This is a genomic window from Streptomyces sp. NPDC002403 (genome assembly GCF_053593015.1).
On sequence record NZ_JBSFBQ010000001.1, the window covers coordinates 25,208 to 40,907 of the forward strand.

At 71.3% G+C, this 15,700-nt stretch carries 12 protein-coding genes; 7 read left to right on the forward strand and 5 right to left on the reverse strand.

Features of this window, described 5'->3' with window-relative positions:
- Positions 1-12 precede the first annotated feature (12 nt).
- Positions 13-492, reverse strand: coding sequence for a DUF2771 domain-containing protein (locus tag ACWCPY_RS00125; protein WP_451262048.1), 480 nt, complete (start codon positions 490-492; stop codon positions 13-15).
- A gap of 27 nt (positions 493-519) precedes the next feature.
- Entirely contained in the window at positions 520-1,926 is a 1,407-nt protein-coding gene (locus tag ACWCPY_RS00130) for an MFS transporter (protein ID WP_451262049.1), read from the reverse strand.
- A 479-nt stretch (positions 1,927-2,405) separates the two neighbouring features.
- Between ACWCPY_RS00130 and ACWCPY_RS00135 the strand changes: the two genes are divergently transcribed.
- The 4 genes from ACWCPY_RS00135 to ACWCPY_RS00150 all read left to right on the forward strand — a co-directional run bounded on the left by ACWCPY_RS00135 (position 2,406) and on the right by ACWCPY_RS00150 (position 8,865).
- Positions 2,406-3,341, forward strand: a complete 936-nt coding sequence (locus tag ACWCPY_RS00135; RefSeq protein WP_451262051.1) for a DUF3027 domain-containing protein — start codon at positions 2,406-2,408, stop codon at positions 3,339-3,341.
- Between the two features lie 341 nt (positions 3,342-3,682).
- Positions 3,683-6,889 (forward strand): sacsin N-terminal ATP-binding-like domain-containing protein, encoded by a 3,207-nt coding sequence (locus ACWCPY_RS00140; protein ID WP_451262386.1) that lies wholly within the window; start codon positions 3,683-3,685, stop codon positions 6,887-6,889.
- A gap of 181 nt (positions 6,890-7,070) precedes the next feature.
- Entirely contained in the window at positions 7,071-7,955 is an 885-nt protein-coding gene (locus tag ACWCPY_RS00145; RefSeq protein ID WP_451262052.1) for a calcium-binding protein, read from the forward strand.
- Between the two features lie 136 nt (positions 7,956-8,091).
- Positions 8,092-8,865, forward strand: coding sequence for a DUF5707 domain-containing protein (locus ACWCPY_RS00150; RefSeq protein ID WP_451262053.1), 774 nt, complete (start codon positions 8,092-8,094; stop codon positions 8,863-8,865).
- A gap of 35 nt (positions 8,866-8,900) precedes the next feature.
- On the opposite strand, the gene ACWCPY_RS00155 is transcribed toward ACWCPY_RS00150, so the two are convergent.
- The gene (locus tag ACWCPY_RS00155) at positions 8,901-11,381 is read right to left on the reverse strand and encodes an HAD-IC family P-type ATPase (protein ID WP_451262054.1); all 2,481 of its coding nucleotides are present in this window, start codon (positions 11,379-11,381) and stop codon (positions 8,901-8,903) included.
- A 110-nt stretch (positions 11,382-11,491) separates the two neighbouring features.
- Positions 11,492-11,788, reverse strand: coding sequence for a DUF2530 domain-containing protein (locus ACWCPY_RS00160; RefSeq protein ID WP_451262055.1), 297 nt, complete (start codon positions 11,786-11,788; stop codon positions 11,492-11,494).
- A 188-nt stretch (positions 11,789-11,976) separates the two neighbouring features.
- Here ACWCPY_RS00160 and ACWCPY_RS00165 point away from each other — a divergent pair, with 188 nt between their 5' ends.
- Positions 11,977-13,431 (forward strand): NCS2 family permease, encoded by a 1,455-nt coding sequence (locus ACWCPY_RS00165; protein ID WP_451262056.1) that lies wholly within the window; start codon positions 11,977-11,979, stop codon positions 13,429-13,431.
- Here ACWCPY_RS00165 and ACWCPY_RS00170 read toward each other — a convergent pair.
- Positions 13,424-13,639: a ribbon-helix-helix protein, CopG family gene (locus ACWCPY_RS00170; RefSeq protein ID WP_093540363.1), complete on the reverse strand. Its 216-nt coding sequence runs from the start codon at positions 13,637-13,639 to the stop codon at positions 13,424-13,426. The genes ACWCPY_RS00165 and ACWCPY_RS00170 overlap by 8 nt on opposite strands.
- A 145-nt stretch (positions 13,640-13,784) precedes the next feature.
- Between ACWCPY_RS00170 and ACWCPY_RS00175 the strand changes: the two genes are divergently transcribed.
- Positions 13,785-14,225 (forward strand): MarR family winged helix-turn-helix transcriptional regulator, encoded by a 441-nt coding sequence (locus ACWCPY_RS00175; protein ID WP_072485764.1) that lies wholly within the window; start codon positions 13,785-13,787, stop codon positions 14,223-14,225.
- A gap of 95 nt (positions 14,226-14,320) precedes the next feature.
- Positions 14,321-15,655, forward strand: coding sequence for an MFS transporter (locus ACWCPY_RS00180; protein WP_451262057.1), 1,335 nt, complete (start codon positions 14,321-14,323; stop codon positions 15,653-15,655).
- The last annotated feature ends 45 nt before the right edge of the window (positions 15,656-15,700 follow it).

A 15,700-nucleotide genomic window follows, 5' to 3' on the forward strand; every position in this document is an offset into this window, starting at 1 on the left:
ATCAGAAGGGCGTCAGGAGGACTTCTTCAGTTCGAAGTGCCAGATGCCGGTCAGCTGCTTGCCGTTGGTCTCCACGATGCTGATCTGCGTCTTGTCCGTGGTCTCGCCGGTCTGGCTGGAGAAGAAGGCGCTGCCCGGGATGGACCGGTAGGTCTTCTTGTACGGCTCCTGCTCGGCCTGCTGACCGTTGATGAACAGGGTCCAGCCGTTGTCCGCGATCTCCGGGTCGACGCCGAAGCGGACCTTGTCGTCCATCGCGACCTCGACGGACTTCTCCGCCTTCTTGTTGAGGCAGGCCTGGTACTCGGACTTCTTGAGCGGCTTGCCGTCGTTGTAGCAGGCGGCCTCGGAGCTCACCGAGTTGCCGCCGACCGTTACGGTCGCGAGCGGCGTCGGCTTGTCGCAGGCGGAGAGGACAAGGAGTCCCGCGGACACGGCACCAAGAGCGACGCCGATTCGGCGGCCCTTACCGGAGAAGAACGCAACGGTCATGGGCCGAAGGCTATCGGTCGCTCCGGTTCACGCCACGCGGGGGTGCGGCGAGCCGCGTCGCGTGGCGCCCAGCAGACCCCGTACGGACGTTGCGGCGCCGAGGGCGAGGATGCCCGCGGCGACCGACATGCCCAGTACGCCGTTGAGGGGGAGGAGGATGCCGATGCCGCCCCCGACCACCCAGGCCATCTGGAGCAGGGTCTCGGAGCGGGCGAACGCGGAGGTGCGCACCTCTTCGGGTACGTCGCGCTGGATCATCGCGTCCAGCGAGAGCTTCGACAGGGCCAGCGTGAAACCCGCGGTGGCGCTGAGCGCGGCGACCATGACCGTGCTGAAGAAGAGCGCGGCGAGCACGGCGACGCCCAGGGCCAGGGTCAGCACCGAGACGACGATCACCTCGGGGCCGCGGGACCGCAGCCAGGAGCCGACCGCGGTGCCGGACGCGTTGCCCACCCCGGCCGCGACGCCGACGATGCCGAGCGAGACCGCGGCGCTCTGCCCGGGGAACGGGTGCTCGCGCAGCAGGAACGCCAGGAAGAAGATCAGGAAGCCGGAGAGCGCGCGGTGCGCGGTGTTGGCCTGGAGCCCGTTCAGCACGGACGGGCCCACGGACCGCAGCCCGGGCCGCTTCTCGCCGTTGCGCGCCCGGCCCTTCCGGGGCTCCCTCGTCCCGGACCCGGGGGCCACCGTGCCGTGCGGCGGCACCAGCTGGGCCTTCCGCTCGCCCTTCGAGGAGTCGACCTTGTGCGGCAGGGTGAAGGCGAGGACCGTCCCGCCGATGAAGATCACGCACGCGCCGTACAGCGGCCAGCCGGATCCGAGGGTCTGCAGCCCCGCCGCGACCGGGGCGGCGATCCCGGTCGCCAGCAGCCCGGCGAGCGTGACCCGGGAGTTCGCCTTCACCAGGGAGAAACGCGGCGGCAGCAGACGCGGCACCACCGCGCTGCGCACCACCCCGTACGCCTTCGAGCAGACCAGGACGCCCAGCGCGGCCGGATACAGCTCCAGGCCGCCGGTGGCGACCGCGCCCGACATGGTGAGCGCGAGCACCGCGCGGGCCAGCATCGCGGCGGCCATCGCGGCGCGCCGGCCGTGCGGCAGCCGGTCCAGGAGCGGGCCGATCACGGGAGCGAGGAGCGTGAAGGGCGCCATGGTGATGGCGAGGTAGAGGGCGACGCGGCCGCGGGCCTCGTCCGTCGGCACGGAGAAGAACACCGTCGAGGCGAGCGCGACCGTGATCATCACGTCGCCCGCCCCGTTCACGGCATGCAGTTCGATCAGTTTGCCGAGCCCGGACTCCCCGGCGCCATGGGCGTACGTCGCCTTGCGGATGCCCCTCGCGGTGCCGGTGAACGGCTGGTGGAGAGCATGACCGATCGCCCGGCCCGTCCTGCGGAGCGGGCCGGGCCCCTCGTGCGACCTGGCGGAAGTCACCTCGTCATAGTGCCCCAGTAGCGGTGTCGGCGAACCGGCATCCGCGCGGGGCGCGGTGCACTCCGCCCTGTCGGGCCAGTGATCCGCCCGCCCCGGGCAGGGGCGTCCCCCGCCCGGGACCGTGACCTTTCGTGAGCCGCCGAGGGAGGTCTCCCCAGCGGATTCCCGGGGGATTCCCGGGGGATTCCCGGGGGATTCGCCAAGGACACGACACCGGATACGGCCTCGTTTGGGACGGGCAGGTGGGCGGGGGGCGGCGGAGAGGGTAGCGTGCGTAGCGCGCCACCGGCGGTTGTTCTCGGCCGCGCGCCTCTCGGCGATCCCGCAGAATGGATTGCAGAAGGTGTGCCCGAGGCAGGCAGCAACGGGTGTGGACGTCGACGCGGCCCCCAGGTCCGCTCCGCCCGCATCCGTCATGGCCGAAACCGATGGATGTGCTGGCGCGCTCGTGAGACTGGCGTAGGAGAGAAGCGAGACCTGTGAGTGCTGCGACGACGCGAAGCCGTACGGCCCGTACCCCCGTTCCCGACCGTCTGTGCGCCGAGGCGGTAGACCTGGCCCGCGCGGCGGCCGAGGAGGCAGCCGCGCCGGGGGTCGTCGGTGAGCATGTGGGCGTGGTCTCCGAGGGGGACCGGGTCGTCACGCACCTCTTCGAGTGCAAGGAGCCCGGCTACCGGGGCTGGCGCTGGGCGGTGACCGTCGCGCGGGCCTCCCGCGCCAAGTACGTCACCCTCGACGAAACGGTGCTGCTGCCCGGCAGCGACGCGCTGCTCGCCCCGGAATGGGTGCCGTGGAGCGAGCGGCTGCGCCCCGGCGACATGGGGCCGGGCGATCTGCTGCCCACCGAGGCGGACGACATCCGCCTGGAGCCCGGCTACACCGGCGAGGACGAGCCGCCGCCGAACTCCGCGGTCTCCGAGATGTCGCAGGAGATGGCCGACCTCGTCGACGCGGAGGACGCGGAGCTGACGACCCGCCCCGCGACGACGAGCCGGGGCTCGATCGCGGCGGTCGCGGACGAGCTCGGCATGCGGCGGGCGCGGGTGCTGTCCCGGTACGGGCTGCACGCGGCGGCCGACCGGTGGGACGAGGCGTTCGGCGCGAAGACGCCCATGGCACAGGCGGCCCCGGCCTCGTGCGTCACCTGTGCCTTCCTGGTGCCGCTGGCGGGTTCGCTCAGGCAGGCGTTCGGGGTGTGCGCGAACGAGTTCGGTCCGGCGGACGGGCGGGTCGTGTCGCTGTCGTACGGGTGCGGCGGGCATTCGGAGGCGGCGGTGATGCCGAAGCCGCCGAAGCCGGCGCCGCACGCGCTGGACACGATGCAGGTGGACGAGTACCCGTTGCGGCCGGCCCGGGACTCCGGCTCGGTCCCGGCGGAGGCGGACACGCCCACGGAGGACCTGGGCCACTCGTAGGCGGTGGCCGGGTGCGGGGTGCTCCTGCGGCCCGGCTTCCGTCCTCGTTCGCCGCACGGGATCGAGCGGGCTGCCCGGTGGCCCCGGCGCCGCCTTGCTCCCGATCGCCGGTCGGGCCTGATTCTGCCGCTCGTCCGAGGGATTCCGCGTCCGCCCGGCGAACCGCCCTGCCCTCGATCACCGGGCGGGCCCGATTCCACCGACTGTCCGCAGGCGAGGGCCTGAACCGGCCGATGCGCTGTTCCGCCGCCCACGTCCGGCGCGAGGACCCGGTACCTTCGGGCGCACACTTGGCGGCATGGGCAGTGCGTAACCCGAAAGAGCGGAGTCAGAGCGTGAGCATGAATGCGACCGAGGGGGCCGACCCGTTCGGGACCGCGCGGCTGCGGCGCGGTGTGCTCGACGCCTGGGGCGCCGGCCCCGCCAGGTTCCGCGAGGACGCCAACGCCGAGGAGGACCTCGCGCTCGGCGGCTACCGCGACCGCCTCGTCGTCGAGCTGGCGCAGAACGCCGCCGACGCCGCCGCCCGCGCACAGGTCCCCGGCCGGCTCCGCCTCACCCTGCACCCGGCGGCCCCGGACACCCCCGCGGTCCTCGCCGCCGCCAACACCGGCGCGCCCCTGGACGCCACCGGCGTGGAGTCGCTCTCCACGCTGCGCGCCTCCGCCAAGCGCGAAGGGCACGAAGGCGCCGTCGGCAGGTTCGGCGTCGGGTTCGCCGCCGTGCTCGCGGTCAGCGACGAGCCCGCCGTCGTCGGCCGGCACGGCGGTGTCCGCTGGTCCCTCGCCGAGGCCCGCGACCTCGCCGCTCGGGCGGCCGTCGCCAGCCCCGGCCTCGGCGACGAACTGCGCCGCCGCGACGGCCACGTACCGCTGCTCCGCCTCCCGCTGCCCGCCGAGGGCACCGCACCCGACGGGTACGACACCGTCGTGGTCCTTCCGCTGCGCGACGGCGGCGCCGAGGACCTCGTGCTGCGGCTGCTCGACGCGGTCGACGACGCCCTGCTGCTCACCCTGCGCGGCCTCGACGAGATCGTGATCGAGACCCCGGACACCGTACGGACACTGCGCCGCACCGAGCACGGCCCGTACACCCACGTCGAGGACTCCGCGCACGGCACCAACCGCTGGCGCACCGTCTCCCACCACGGCCCCGTCGAGCCCGCCCTGCTCGCCGACCGCCCCCGCGAGGAACGGCTGCGCCCGCACTGGTCGGTCACCTGGGCGGTCCCGGTCGACACGGAGGGCGCTCCGGTGCGCCCCCGCACCCTCCCCGTCGTCCACGCGCCGACCCCCACCGACGAACCCCTCGGCATCCCCGCGCTGCTCATCGCGTCGCTGCCGCTCGACACCGCCCGCCGCCACTTCGCGCCGGGACCGCTCACCGACTTCCTGGTGCAGCGCGCCGCCGACGCGTACGCCGAACTGCTCGCCGGCTGGCAGCCGGTCTCCGTCGACACCATCGACCTCGTACCGGGGCCGCTCGGCAAGGGCGAACTGGACGGTGCGCTGCGCGGCGCGATCCTGGAGCGGCTGCCGCGCATCGCGTTCCTGGCGCCGGCCGCCCCGCGCGACACCACCGCCGAGGCGGACCGCTGGGACAGCTGGGACGTGGCGGCGGACGGCCTCCCCGGGGCGGCCACCACCGCGCTGCGGCCCATCGAGGCCGAGGTACTGGAGGGCGTCGGCGCCGAGACCGTACGGGTGCTCGCCGAGGTACTGCCGTGTCTGCTGCCCGCCGGGCTGGAACGCCGCAGCGAGCTGCGCACCCTCCAGGTCGCCCGGGTCCCGCTGACCGAGGCGATCGACCGGCTCGCCGGTCTGGAACGCGACCCCGGCTGGTGGCGGCGGCTGTACGACAGCCTGTCCGGCATCGACCCGGACCGCCTCTCCGGCCTGCCCGTACCGCTGGCCGGGACCCCGGAGACCGCGGACCCCGGGACCCCCGCCGTGCCCCGCACCACCATCGGACCCCGCCAGGTCCTCCTCCCGCTCCCCGACGCGGCCGCCGGACCGGTGCTGGGCCGCCTGGCCCGGCTCGGGCTGAAGGTCGCCCACCCGGACGCCGCCCATCCGCTGCTGGAGAAGCTGGGCGCCCTGCCCGCCACCCCGCGCGCCGTGCTGACGACCCCGCAGGTCCGGGCCGCCGTCGCCGGTTCGCTGGACGCGGGCGAGATCTGGGACGAGGACGCGCTGGACGGCGACGAGCTCGCCGAGACCGTCCTCACCCTCGTCCGGGACGCCGAGCTGGCACCCGGCGACGAGCCCTGGCTCGGTGCGCTCGCCCTGCCCGACGAGGACGGCGAACCGGCCCCCGCCGGGGAACTCGTGCTGCCCGCGAGCCCGTTCGCGGCCATCATGCGGGAGGGCGAACTCGCCCTCTGCGACCAGGAACTGGCCGACCGCTGGGGCGAGCAGCCGCTCACCGCCTGCGGGGTGCTGGCCACCTTCGCCCTCGTACGGGCCACCGACGTCGTGCTGGACCCGGACGAACTGGAGCCGCGCGAGGGCGACTTCGCCGAACCCGACGACGCCGGTCTGCTGGACGCCGTGGACGTGTGGTGCGAGGACATCCTCGACCAGCTGCCCGACACCCCCGTTCCGCCGGTCGCCACCGAGATCGTCGCCGTCCGCGACCTGGACCTGGTCGACGACGACGCCTGGCCGCAGGCGCTCGCCCTGCTCGCCCGGCCGCCGCTGCGCGACGCGCTGACCCAGCCGGTGCGGGTGCTGCTGCCGGACGGCACCACGCAGTCCGTCCGCCCCTACACGGCCTGGTGGCTGCGCGACCACCCGGTGCTCGACGGCCGCCGCCCCGCCGGGCTGCGGGCCGCGGGCGGGGACCCCCGGCTGGCCGGGCTGTACGACTCCGCCGACGCGACCGGGTTCGACGACGCGCAGGTGCTGCGCGCCCTCGGCGTACGGACCTCCGTGGCCGCCCTGCTCGACGAGCCGGGCGGCGCCGCCGAACTCCTCGGCCGGCTCGCGGACGAGGACCGCCCGGTCGGCCCCGTACAGCTGCACTCCCTGTACACGGCGCTGGCCGACCTCGACCCGGAACAGGTCACGCTGCCGGACGAGCTGCGGGCCGTGGTCGACGGCGAGGTGCGGGTCGTCGACGCGGCGGACGCCGTGATCGCGGACGCCCCCGATCTGCTGCCGCTCACCGGGGGGCTCCCGCTGCTCCCGGTCGCCCCGACGCGCGCCGCGGAGCTGGCCGAGCTGTTCCAGGTGCGCCGGCTCGGCGAGAGCGTCGAGGCGGAGGTGTCGACGGAGGGCGAGGAGCACCAAGTGCCGGACGCGGTACGGGTCCTGCTCGGCGCCGGCACCCCGGACGTGTACGTCGAGCACGGCGAGCTGCGCGCGGGCGGCGTCGAGCTGGACTGGCGCCGCGCTCCCGACGGCACCGTGCACGCCGCCACGCTGGAGGGCGTCGCGGCGGGGCTGGCCTGGGCGGCGGGGCAGTGGCCGCGCCGCTTCGAGGTCGCGGCGCTGCTGGAGGACCCCTCCCGTACGGAGGAACTGGCCCGGGACCGCTGGTTCGACTGACGGGCGGTCACGGGCGCCGGGGTACGTCCACGGAGGGATCTTCGCAAGAAGTTCATTTCCGTGTACAACCCTTCACATGAGTTGCGGGTCTGGTTTGACGAGTCAGCAGACTCACAGTCCGAACCAGCCCCGCCCGTGGCGCGTCACGTGCCCGCGGGGCCTTTCTCCACTGGGGAAACACATGCGTATTCGTGCCACCGTGGCCGCCGTCTCCGGCGCCCTGGCCCTGTCTGCTCTGGCTGTCCCGGCCGCCGTCGCCGGCGACCACTCCGTCCCGAACCTGAACAAGCCGACGTCGGGTGCCGAGGTCTTCGGCACCGCCGCCCGGGGCGTCTCGAAGGCCGCCGCGGCCTCCGCCGCCGACGCGTCGGAACCCGTCATCTCCAAGGTCGTCGTCAACGGCGGCAAGGACATCGTCCTGGGCACCACCGCCAAGAAGACGATCTCCATCTCCGTCACCGCCTCGCACGCCACCGGTGTCGTCGACGTCTACGCCGACCTGTGGCACGGCACGAACCCGACGTCGGAGAACACCATCGACGGCGCGATCCTGCCGAACGAGGACCTGTCGAAGTGCACCAAGGTCAACGCGACGACCTCGACGTGCAAGCTGACGTACACGATCGACCCGCGCTACGACCTGTACAAGAACTCCCTGGCCGGCACCTGGCACGTCTCCGCGGGCGCCCTCGCCGGTAACCAGATGGACATCGCCTACACCGACTTCTACAGCACCGCCCGGGTCCAGCGGCTGTCGAAGCTGACCGTCAACGCCTCGCCGGAGCCGGTGAAGAAGGGCAAGACGATCACGGTGACGGGGAAGCTGTCGCGGGCGAACTGGGAGGACCACGCGTACCACGGTTACGCGACGCAGCCGGTGAAGCTCCAGTTCCGCAAGAAGACCAGCTCCACGTACACCACGGTGAAGACGATCAAGTCGAGCAGTGTCGGGAACCTGAAGACCACGGTCAAGGCCTCGGTCGACGGTTACTGGCGCTACAGCTTCGCGGGTACGTCCACCACCCCGGCCGTCACCACCGCCGGTGACTTCGTCGACGTGAAGTAGTCCCGTCCGGCCGCATCCGGCCACCTGTGGTCACCCGTGAGCAGCGGGATCCCTCCGCGAGGGGTCCCGCTGCTCACGCATCCCCGCCCCGTGCATCCCATCCGGCCTCCCGAGGCCTTTCTCCACGGAGAAACCCATGCGCATACGTGCCACTGTCGCCGCAGCCTCCGGCGCCCTGGTCCTGTCCGCCCTCGCCGCCCCCGCGGCGCACGCGGCATCGGCCGACCCCGTCATCTCCAAGGTCACCATCAACGGCGGCAAGAGCACCGTCCTGGGGGTGACGGCACCGAGGACCATCACCGTCTCGGTCACCGCCTCGCACGCCTCCGGCATCGAATCCGGCTGGCTGATCCTGTGGCACGGCAAGGACCAGGACGAGGGCATGGACGGCGCCCTGCTGCCGAACGAGGACGAGGCGACGTGCAAGGCCGCGAGCGCGACCACCAGCACCTGCTCCCTCACCATCACCGTCGACCCCAGGGTCGACCTGCCGAAGAACGTGCTCGCGGGTTCCTGGCACGTCCTCGCGGGCGCCGAGGCCAAGGACGGCTCCAGCTACTACTCCGACTTCGCCGCCACCACGAACATCCAGCGCTACTCGGAGCTGACCGTCAACGCCTCGCCGGAGCCGGTGAAGAAGGGCAGGACGATCACGGTGACGGGGAAGCTGTCGCGGGCGAACTGGGAGGACCACGCGTACCACGGTTACGCGACGCAGCCGGTGAAGCTCCAGTTCCGCAAGAAGACCAGCTCCACGTACACCACGGTGAAGACGATCAAGTCGAGCAGTGTCGGGAACCTGAAGACCACGGTCAAGGCCTCGGTCGACGGATACTGGCGCTACAGCTTCGCGGGCACGTCCACCACCCCGGCCGTCACCACCGCCGGTGACTTCGTCGACGTGAAGTAACGGCGCGGGGCGTAAGGGGGCGGGGGACCGCTCCCTTACGCCGGGAAGCGTCGGCCGACCAGCCGCCAGGCGTACTCCAGGCCGGCCGACGCCACCACCGCGATGCCCACGGCGGCCCACGGCATCGTCGTCCCGACCAGCTTCAGCGCGAAGAAGTCCTGGAGCCACGGCACCACCAGCACGACCAGGAACGCCAGCCCCATCGCCAGCACCAGGCCGATCCGCCACCAGGTGTACGGGCGGGCGATGATCGCCAGCACCCACATCGAGACCAGGAAGAGCGTGAGCGTGGCCGCGCTGGTCTCCGCTTCGAGGGCGCCCGTACCGGTGTAGTGGTGCCGGGCGATCAGATACGTCGCGAAGGTGGCGACGGCCGCGATGACGCCCGACGGGATCGCGTACCGCATGACCCGGCGCACGAAGTGCGGATGCGCCCGCTCCTTGTTGGGGGCCAGGGCCAGGAAGAACGCCGGGATGCCGATGGTCAGCGTCGACAGCAGGGTCAGATGGCGGGGCAGGAACGGGTAGTCGACCTGGAAGCAGACCACCAGGACCGCCAGCAGCACCGAGTAGACGGTCTTGGTCAGGAACAGGGTGGCGACCCGGGTGATGTTGCCGATCACCCGGCGGCCCTCGGCCACGACGGACGGCAGCGTCGCGAAGCTGTTGTTCAGCAGCACGATCTGGGCGACGGCCCGGGTCGCCTCGGAGCCCGAACCCATGGAGACGCCGATGTCGGCGTCCTTCAGCGCCAGTACGTCGTTGACGCCGTCACCCGTCATGGCGACGGTGTGGCCGCGGGACTGGAGGGCGGCGACCATGTCCCGCTTCTGCTGCGGGGTGACCCGGCCGAAGACCGCGTTCTCCTCCATGGCCGTGGCCATGTCGTCCGGGTCGGTGGGCATCCGGCGCGCGTCCAGGGTGTGCTCGGCGCCCGGCAGCCCCAGCTTTCCGGCGACGGCGCCGACGGAGACCGCGTTGTCGCCGGAGATGACCTTCGTGGCGACCCGCTGGTCGGCGAAGTACGCCAGGGTCTCCCCGGCGTCGGGCCGCAGCCGCTGCTCCAGGACGACCAGGGCGCTCGGCACGGCCCCGGCCGCGATGTCCGGCCCGTCGAGCACACCCTCCGCGCGGGCCAGCAGCAGCACCCGCAGCCCCTGCTCGTTGAGCTGCTCGATCTCGGCGAGCGCCGGGTCCTGCTCGGGCAGCAGCACATCGGGGGCGCCGAGCAGCCAGGACGACTCCCGGCCGCCGCCCTCGTCGAAGGCGGCGCCGCTGTACTTGCGGGCCGAGGAGAACGGCAGCGCCTGCGTGCACCGCCACTGCTCGCCGTCCGGACAGGCGTCGACGATGGCCTGGAGGCTGGCGTTGGGCCGCGGGTCGGACGAGCCGATGGCGCCCAGCACGCTGCGTATGTACGTGTCGTCCGCCCCGCCCAGCGTCCGCACCTCGGTGACGTCCATGCCGCCCTCGGTGAGGGTGCCGGTCTTGTCCAGGCAGACGACGTCGACCCGGGCCAGGCCCTCGATGGCGGGGAGCTCCTGCACCAGGCACTGCTTGCGGCCGAGCCGTACGACACCGATCGCGAAGGCGACCGAGGTGAGCAGCACCAGGCCCTCGGGGATCATCGGGACGATGCCGCCGACGGTCCGGGCGATCGATCCCCTGAGGTTGTTGTCGTTGACGAAGAGCTGGCTGATGATCAGGCCGATCGCGGTCGGCACCATCATCCAGGTGACGTACTTGAGGATCGTGGAGATGCCGGTGCGCAGCTCGGACTGGACCAGGGTGAAGCGGGACGCCTCCTCGGCGAGCTGGGCGGCGTAGGCCTCGCGGCCGACCTTGGTGGCGGTGAAGGCGCCGCCGCCGGCGACGACGAAGCTGCCGGACATCACCGGGTCGCCGGGGTGTTTCAGCACCGGGTCGGCCTCGCCGGTGAGCAGCGACTCGTCGATCTCCAGGCCGTCGGCCTCGGCGACCGTGCCGTCCACGACGGCCTTGTCGCCGGGGCCCAGCTCGACGAGATCGCCGAGGACGATCTCGGAGGTGGAGATCTCGGCCGCGACCCCGTCCCGCCGGACCGTGGGTTTCGCCTCGCCGATGACCGCGAGGCTGTCCAGGGTCTTCTTGGCCCGCCATTCCTGGATGATGCCGATGCCGGTGTTGGCGATGATCACGAAGCCGAAGAGGCTGTCCTGGAACGGCGCGACGATCAGCATGATCAGCCAGAGCACGCCGATGATCAGGTTGAACCGGGTGAAGACATTGGCGCGGACGATCTCGCGCAGCGAACGGGACGAGCGGACGGGTACGTCGTTGACCTCGCCGCGGGCGATCCGCTCGGCCACCTCGGCCGCGGTCAGCCCGCGTGGGTCCACGACGGGGGCGGGCAGCCTCACCGGGTGGACCGGGTCGAGCTCCGCCCCGGCGTCGATCATGGCCGAACCGGGGTGGCCGGTGGAGCCGTCTGCTTCGGGAGTCTGCTCACCGAAGGAATGGGGTGCCCGCTGCGTCATGGTTTCGACGGTACGGGGGGATGGTCCGGTTCACCCAACGAGGGGTCCGAAGATCAGACCGGGGGAGGAGGGGAATGGTCCTGTGGTGGTACGGGACCGGCGCCGGACCCCTAGGCGGTGGCGCCGTTCCCGGTGTCGGTGGTCTCGGCGGACGCCTCGGCCGCGGCGGCCGCCCGCTTGATCGCGGCGTCACGTCCCCGCACGTACCAGATGCCGATCAGGCCGAGCCCCGCACCGGCCAGGCAGGTCCACACCCACCACAGGTGGCCGTGGTCGTCGAACCAGTTGTAGAACGGGATCTGGACCAGGAAGAGGACGAACCAGAGGATCGTGCCGCCGGTGATGGTGGCGACGACGGGCCCCTCCAGGGGCTCGGGTGCCTCGTGCTTCGGTGTCCACTTCGCCATGACCTCAGTGTATGGGGCCCTCGTACGGAGCCTCCGCGGCCCGGGCGGCCCAAGGGTCTACGCGCGGAGATAGCGATCTTCGCCTTATGTATTCATACTGAATCTGCTTACGGCTGACTCGAATTATTCGTGTGAAAGTCCAAAGCTGACCACTTTCATTCCCCCTCTACGTACGACTGAGGTCATACATGTCCCCCTCGGCCACCGCTCCGGTCGACGCCAAGCAGCCCCCGGCTCCCCAGTCGCAAGGCAGTCTGGATCGTTTCTTCAAGATCTCCGAGCGGGGGTCGTCGGTCGCGCGCGAGATCCGCGGCGGATTCGCCACGTTCTTCGCAATGGCGTACATCATCGTGCTGAACCCGATCATTCTCGGTAGCGCGAAGGACATGTACGGCCATCAGCTCGACAGTGGCCAGCTGGTCACCGCCACCGTGCTGACCGCCGCGTTCTCCACGCTCCTGATGGGCGTCATCGGCAATGTGCCGATCGCGCTGGCGGCCGGCCTCGGCGTCAACACCGTCGTGGCCCTCCAGCTCGCTCCCCGGATGAGCTGGCCCGACGCGATGGGCATGGTCGTCCTCGCGGGCATCGTGGTGATGCTGCTGGTCGCCACGGGCCTGCGGGAACGCGTGATGCATGCCGTGCCGACCTCGCTCCGCAAGGGCATCGCGATCGGCATCGGCCTCTTCATCCTGCTGATCGGCCTGGTCGACTCCGGCTTCGTCTCCCGCATCCCGGACGCCGCGCACACCACCGTGCCGCTCCAGCTCGGCGGCGACGGCCACCTCACCGGCTGGCCGGTCCTGGTCTTCGTCATCGGTGTGCTGCTCACCCTCGCGCTGATCGTCCGCAAGGTGCCGGGCGCGATCCTGATCTCCATCGTCGCGATGACGCTCGTCGCGATGATCATCGACGCCGTCGCCGACCTGCCGGCCGGGGCATGGGGCCTGACCGTGCCGCAGTGGCCGGGCAATCCGGTCGACACCCCCGACTTCGGGCTGATCGGTCACGCCAGTCTGTTCGGCGGTTTCAGCAAGGTCGGTGTGCTCACCGGCATCCTGTTCGTCTTCACCGTGCTGCTGTCCTGCTTCTTCGACGCGATGGGCACCATCCTCGGGGTCGGCGACGAGGCGAAGCTGACGGACAAGGACGGCAACTTCCCCGGCATCAACAAGGTGCTCTTCGTGGACGGCATCGCGGTCGCCGCGGGCGGTGCGAGCTCCGCCTCCGCGGGCACCTGTTTCGTGGAGTCCACGGCGGGTGTCGGCGAGGGTGCCCGCACCGGCTTCGCGAGCATCGTGACGGGCCTGCTGTTCACGGTGGCGCTGTTCCTGACGCCGCTGGCGACCATGGTGCCCTCGCAGGCGGCCACCCCCGCGCTGCTGGCGGTGGGCTTCCTGATCATCTCGGGCTCGGTGCGGGACATCGACTGGAGCGACTACACGCTCGCCATCCCGGCCTTCCTGGCCATGGTGATGATGCCGTTCACGTACTCGATCACCAACGGCATCGGCATCGGCTTCATCGCCTTCTCCGTGCTGCGCGTGGCGGCCGGACGCTGGCGCGAGGTGCCGGTGCCCATGTACGTGGTGTCGGCCGTCTTCGTCTTCTACTACGCGATGCCGGCCCTCGGCCTCACGTGACCTCTTCGGTCCTGATCCCCGCGGTCCCCTCGGGGCCGTAGAACCTCTCCGTCTCGTCGACGGCCGCCTTGAAGCGCTCGTCGAAGTCATCGCGAATGAGCGTCCGGACGACATAGTCCTGGACGCTCATTCCGCGTTTGGCGGCATGCTGCCGGAGCCGGTCGAGCAGCTCACCGTCTATCCGCAGGCTGAGCACAGTCGATCCCATGGCAAGCAGGGTTACGGCCCAGTGGGTCGTTTCGCGTCACTTTACGGATCCGACTCACTCGTTCGGGTGACCGATTGGGTGAAGTGCCTCTCGCGCGTGTAACACGAATGGTCTTTAGGGTAGGTAATGAGTTACGCTAATAAACATGCCTGACCTGATCCACGACGGCGACAGTGCGGCCGCCGTGAGCTCCCTTCGCTCCGCCGTGATGCTGCTCAGCCGGCGCCTCAAGCACCAGCGCGTCGACGAGTCGCTGAGCCCCACCGAGATGTCGGTGCTCGGCACGCTCGCCCGGTGCGGCTCGGCCACACCGGGCGAACTGGCCCGCAAGGAGCATGTGCAGCCTCCGTCGATGACTCGCATCGTCGCGCTGCTCGAAGCGAAGGGGCTGGTCAGACTGGAACCGCACCCCGATGACCGTCGCCAGAAGGTGGTCAGCCAGACCGAGCAGGCGGAAGCCATGCTCGAAGAGAGCCGCTCCAAGCGGAACGCCTGGCTGACCGCCCTCGCCGAGGGCCTGGACGAGGACGAGTGGGAGACGCTGCGCAAGGCGGCGCCCGTGCTGGAGAAGCTCGCCCACCTGTAGCGGGGCGGGCCGCGCCGGACCACAGCCGGCGCACCGCCCGTACCGCCGCACCCCGTCAGTCAGCGAAACGTATACGCCCGAGGAGGCGAACCCTTTTGAGTACGGGATCCGGAGCAGACTCCGCCCCCGCACCGACTTCCACCCACGAGAGCAAGCCCGGCGGGACCTTCTCGTCGCTGAAGATCCGTAACTACCGCCTGTTCGCCACGGGCGCCGTGATCTCCAACACCGGTACCTGGATGTCCCGCATCACGCAGGACTGGCTCGTACTGAGCCTCACCGGGTCCGCCACGGCCGTCGGCATCACCACGGCCCTCCAGTTCCTCCCCATGCTTCTGTTCGGCCTCTACGGCGGTGTCATCGCGGACCGTCTCCCGAAGAGGAAGCTGCTCCTCGTCAGCCAGGCGGCGCTCGGCCTGTGCGGGATCGCCCTCGCGGTGCTCACGCTCTCCGGTGTGGTCCAGGTGTGGCACGTCTACCTCATCGCCTTCCTGCTCGGCATGGTGACGGTGGTCGACAACCCGGCCCGCCAGTCGTTCGTGTCCGAGATGGTCGGACCGGCGCAGCTGCGCAACGCGGTCAGTCTCAACTCGGCGAACTTCCAGTCCGCCCGGCTCATCGGCCCGGCGGTCGCGGGTGTCCTGATCACCACGGTCGGCAGCGGCTGGGCCTTCATGTTCAACGGCCTGTCCTTCGCCGCCCCGCTCATCGGCCTGCTGATGATGCGCCCCGGCGAGCTGCACAGGGCCACCGTCGTACCCCGCGCCAAGGGCCAGCTGCGGGAGGGTCTGCGCTACGTCTCCGGCCATCCCGAGCTGATCTGGCCGATCGTCCTGGTCGGCTTCGTCGGTACCTTCGGGTTCAACTTCCCGATCTGGCTCACGGCCTTCGCGGACGAGATCTTCCACGGCGGCGCCGGGATGTACTCGTTCTTCAACATCCTCATGGCGGCCGGCTCCCTGGCCGGCGCCCTGCTCGCCGCCCGCCGCCGCTCCTCCCGGCTGCGGATGCTGGTGGCCGCGGGCACGGCGTTCGGTCTGCTGGAGATCATCGCGTCCCTGTCGCCGTCCGTCTGGCTCTTCGCGATCCTGCTGGTCCCGATCGGCATGATCGGCCTGACGACCAACATCAGCGCGAACACGAGCGTCCAGATGGCCGCCGACCCGGCCATGCGCGGCCGGGTCATGAGCCTGTACATGATGGTCTTCGCCGGTGGTACGCCGGTGGGCGCCCCGATCGTCGGCTGGATCAGCGACGCCTACGGGGTCCGTACCGGCATGGCCGTCGGCGGCGCGTTCTCGCTGGTGGCCGCGCTCGGTGTCGGCCTGATGCTGGCCCGCGTCGGCGGCCTGCGCCTCCGCGTCGACCTGCGTCCCGGCCGCCCGCACGTCCGGTTCGTCCCGCGGGAGGAGCTGGCCGCGGCGGCGTGAGTGCCGTCCGAAGAGGTACAGGGCACGGCCCCGACCGGTGGGCAC

What these genes read in the sequence shown, in the direction of transcription:
- ACWCPY_RS00125 (WP_451262048.1), bottom strand. Translation starts at nt 492, where the DNA reads ATGACCGTTGCGTTCTTCTCCGGTAAGGGCCGCCGAATCGGCGTCGCT.
- ACWCPY_RS00140 (WP_451262386.1), top strand. Translation starts at nt 3,683, where the DNA reads ATGAATGCGACCGAGGGGGCCGACCCGTTCGGGACCGCGCGGCTGCGG.
- ACWCPY_RS00145 (WP_451262052.1), top strand. Translation starts at nt 7,071, where the DNA reads ATGCGTATTCGTGCCACCGTGGCCGCCGTCTCCGGCGCCCTGGCCCTG.
- ACWCPY_RS00150 (WP_451262053.1), top strand. Translation starts at nt 8,092, where the DNA reads ATGCGCATACGTGCCACTGTCGCCGCAGCCTCCGGCGCCCTGGTCCTG.
- ACWCPY_RS00155 (WP_451262054.1), bottom strand. Translation starts at nt 11,381, where the DNA reads ATGACGCAGCGGGCACCCCATTCCTTCGGTGAGCAGACTCCCGAAGCA.
- ACWCPY_RS00160 (WP_451262055.1), bottom strand. Translation starts at nt 11,788, where the DNA reads ATGGCGAAGTGGACACCGAAGCACGAGGCACCCGAGCCCCTGGAGGGG.
- ACWCPY_RS00165 (WP_451262056.1), top strand. Translation starts at nt 11,977, where the DNA reads ATGTCCCCCTCGGCCACCGCTCCGGTCGACGCCAAGCAGCCCCCGGCT.
- ACWCPY_RS00170 (WP_093540363.1), bottom strand. Translation starts at nt 13,639, where the DNA reads ATGGGATCGACTGTGCTCAGCCTGCGGATAGACGGTGAGCTGCTCGAC.
- ACWCPY_RS00175 (WP_072485764.1), top strand. Translation starts at nt 13,785, where the DNA reads ATGCCTGACCTGATCCACGACGGCGACAGTGCGGCCGCCGTGAGCTCC.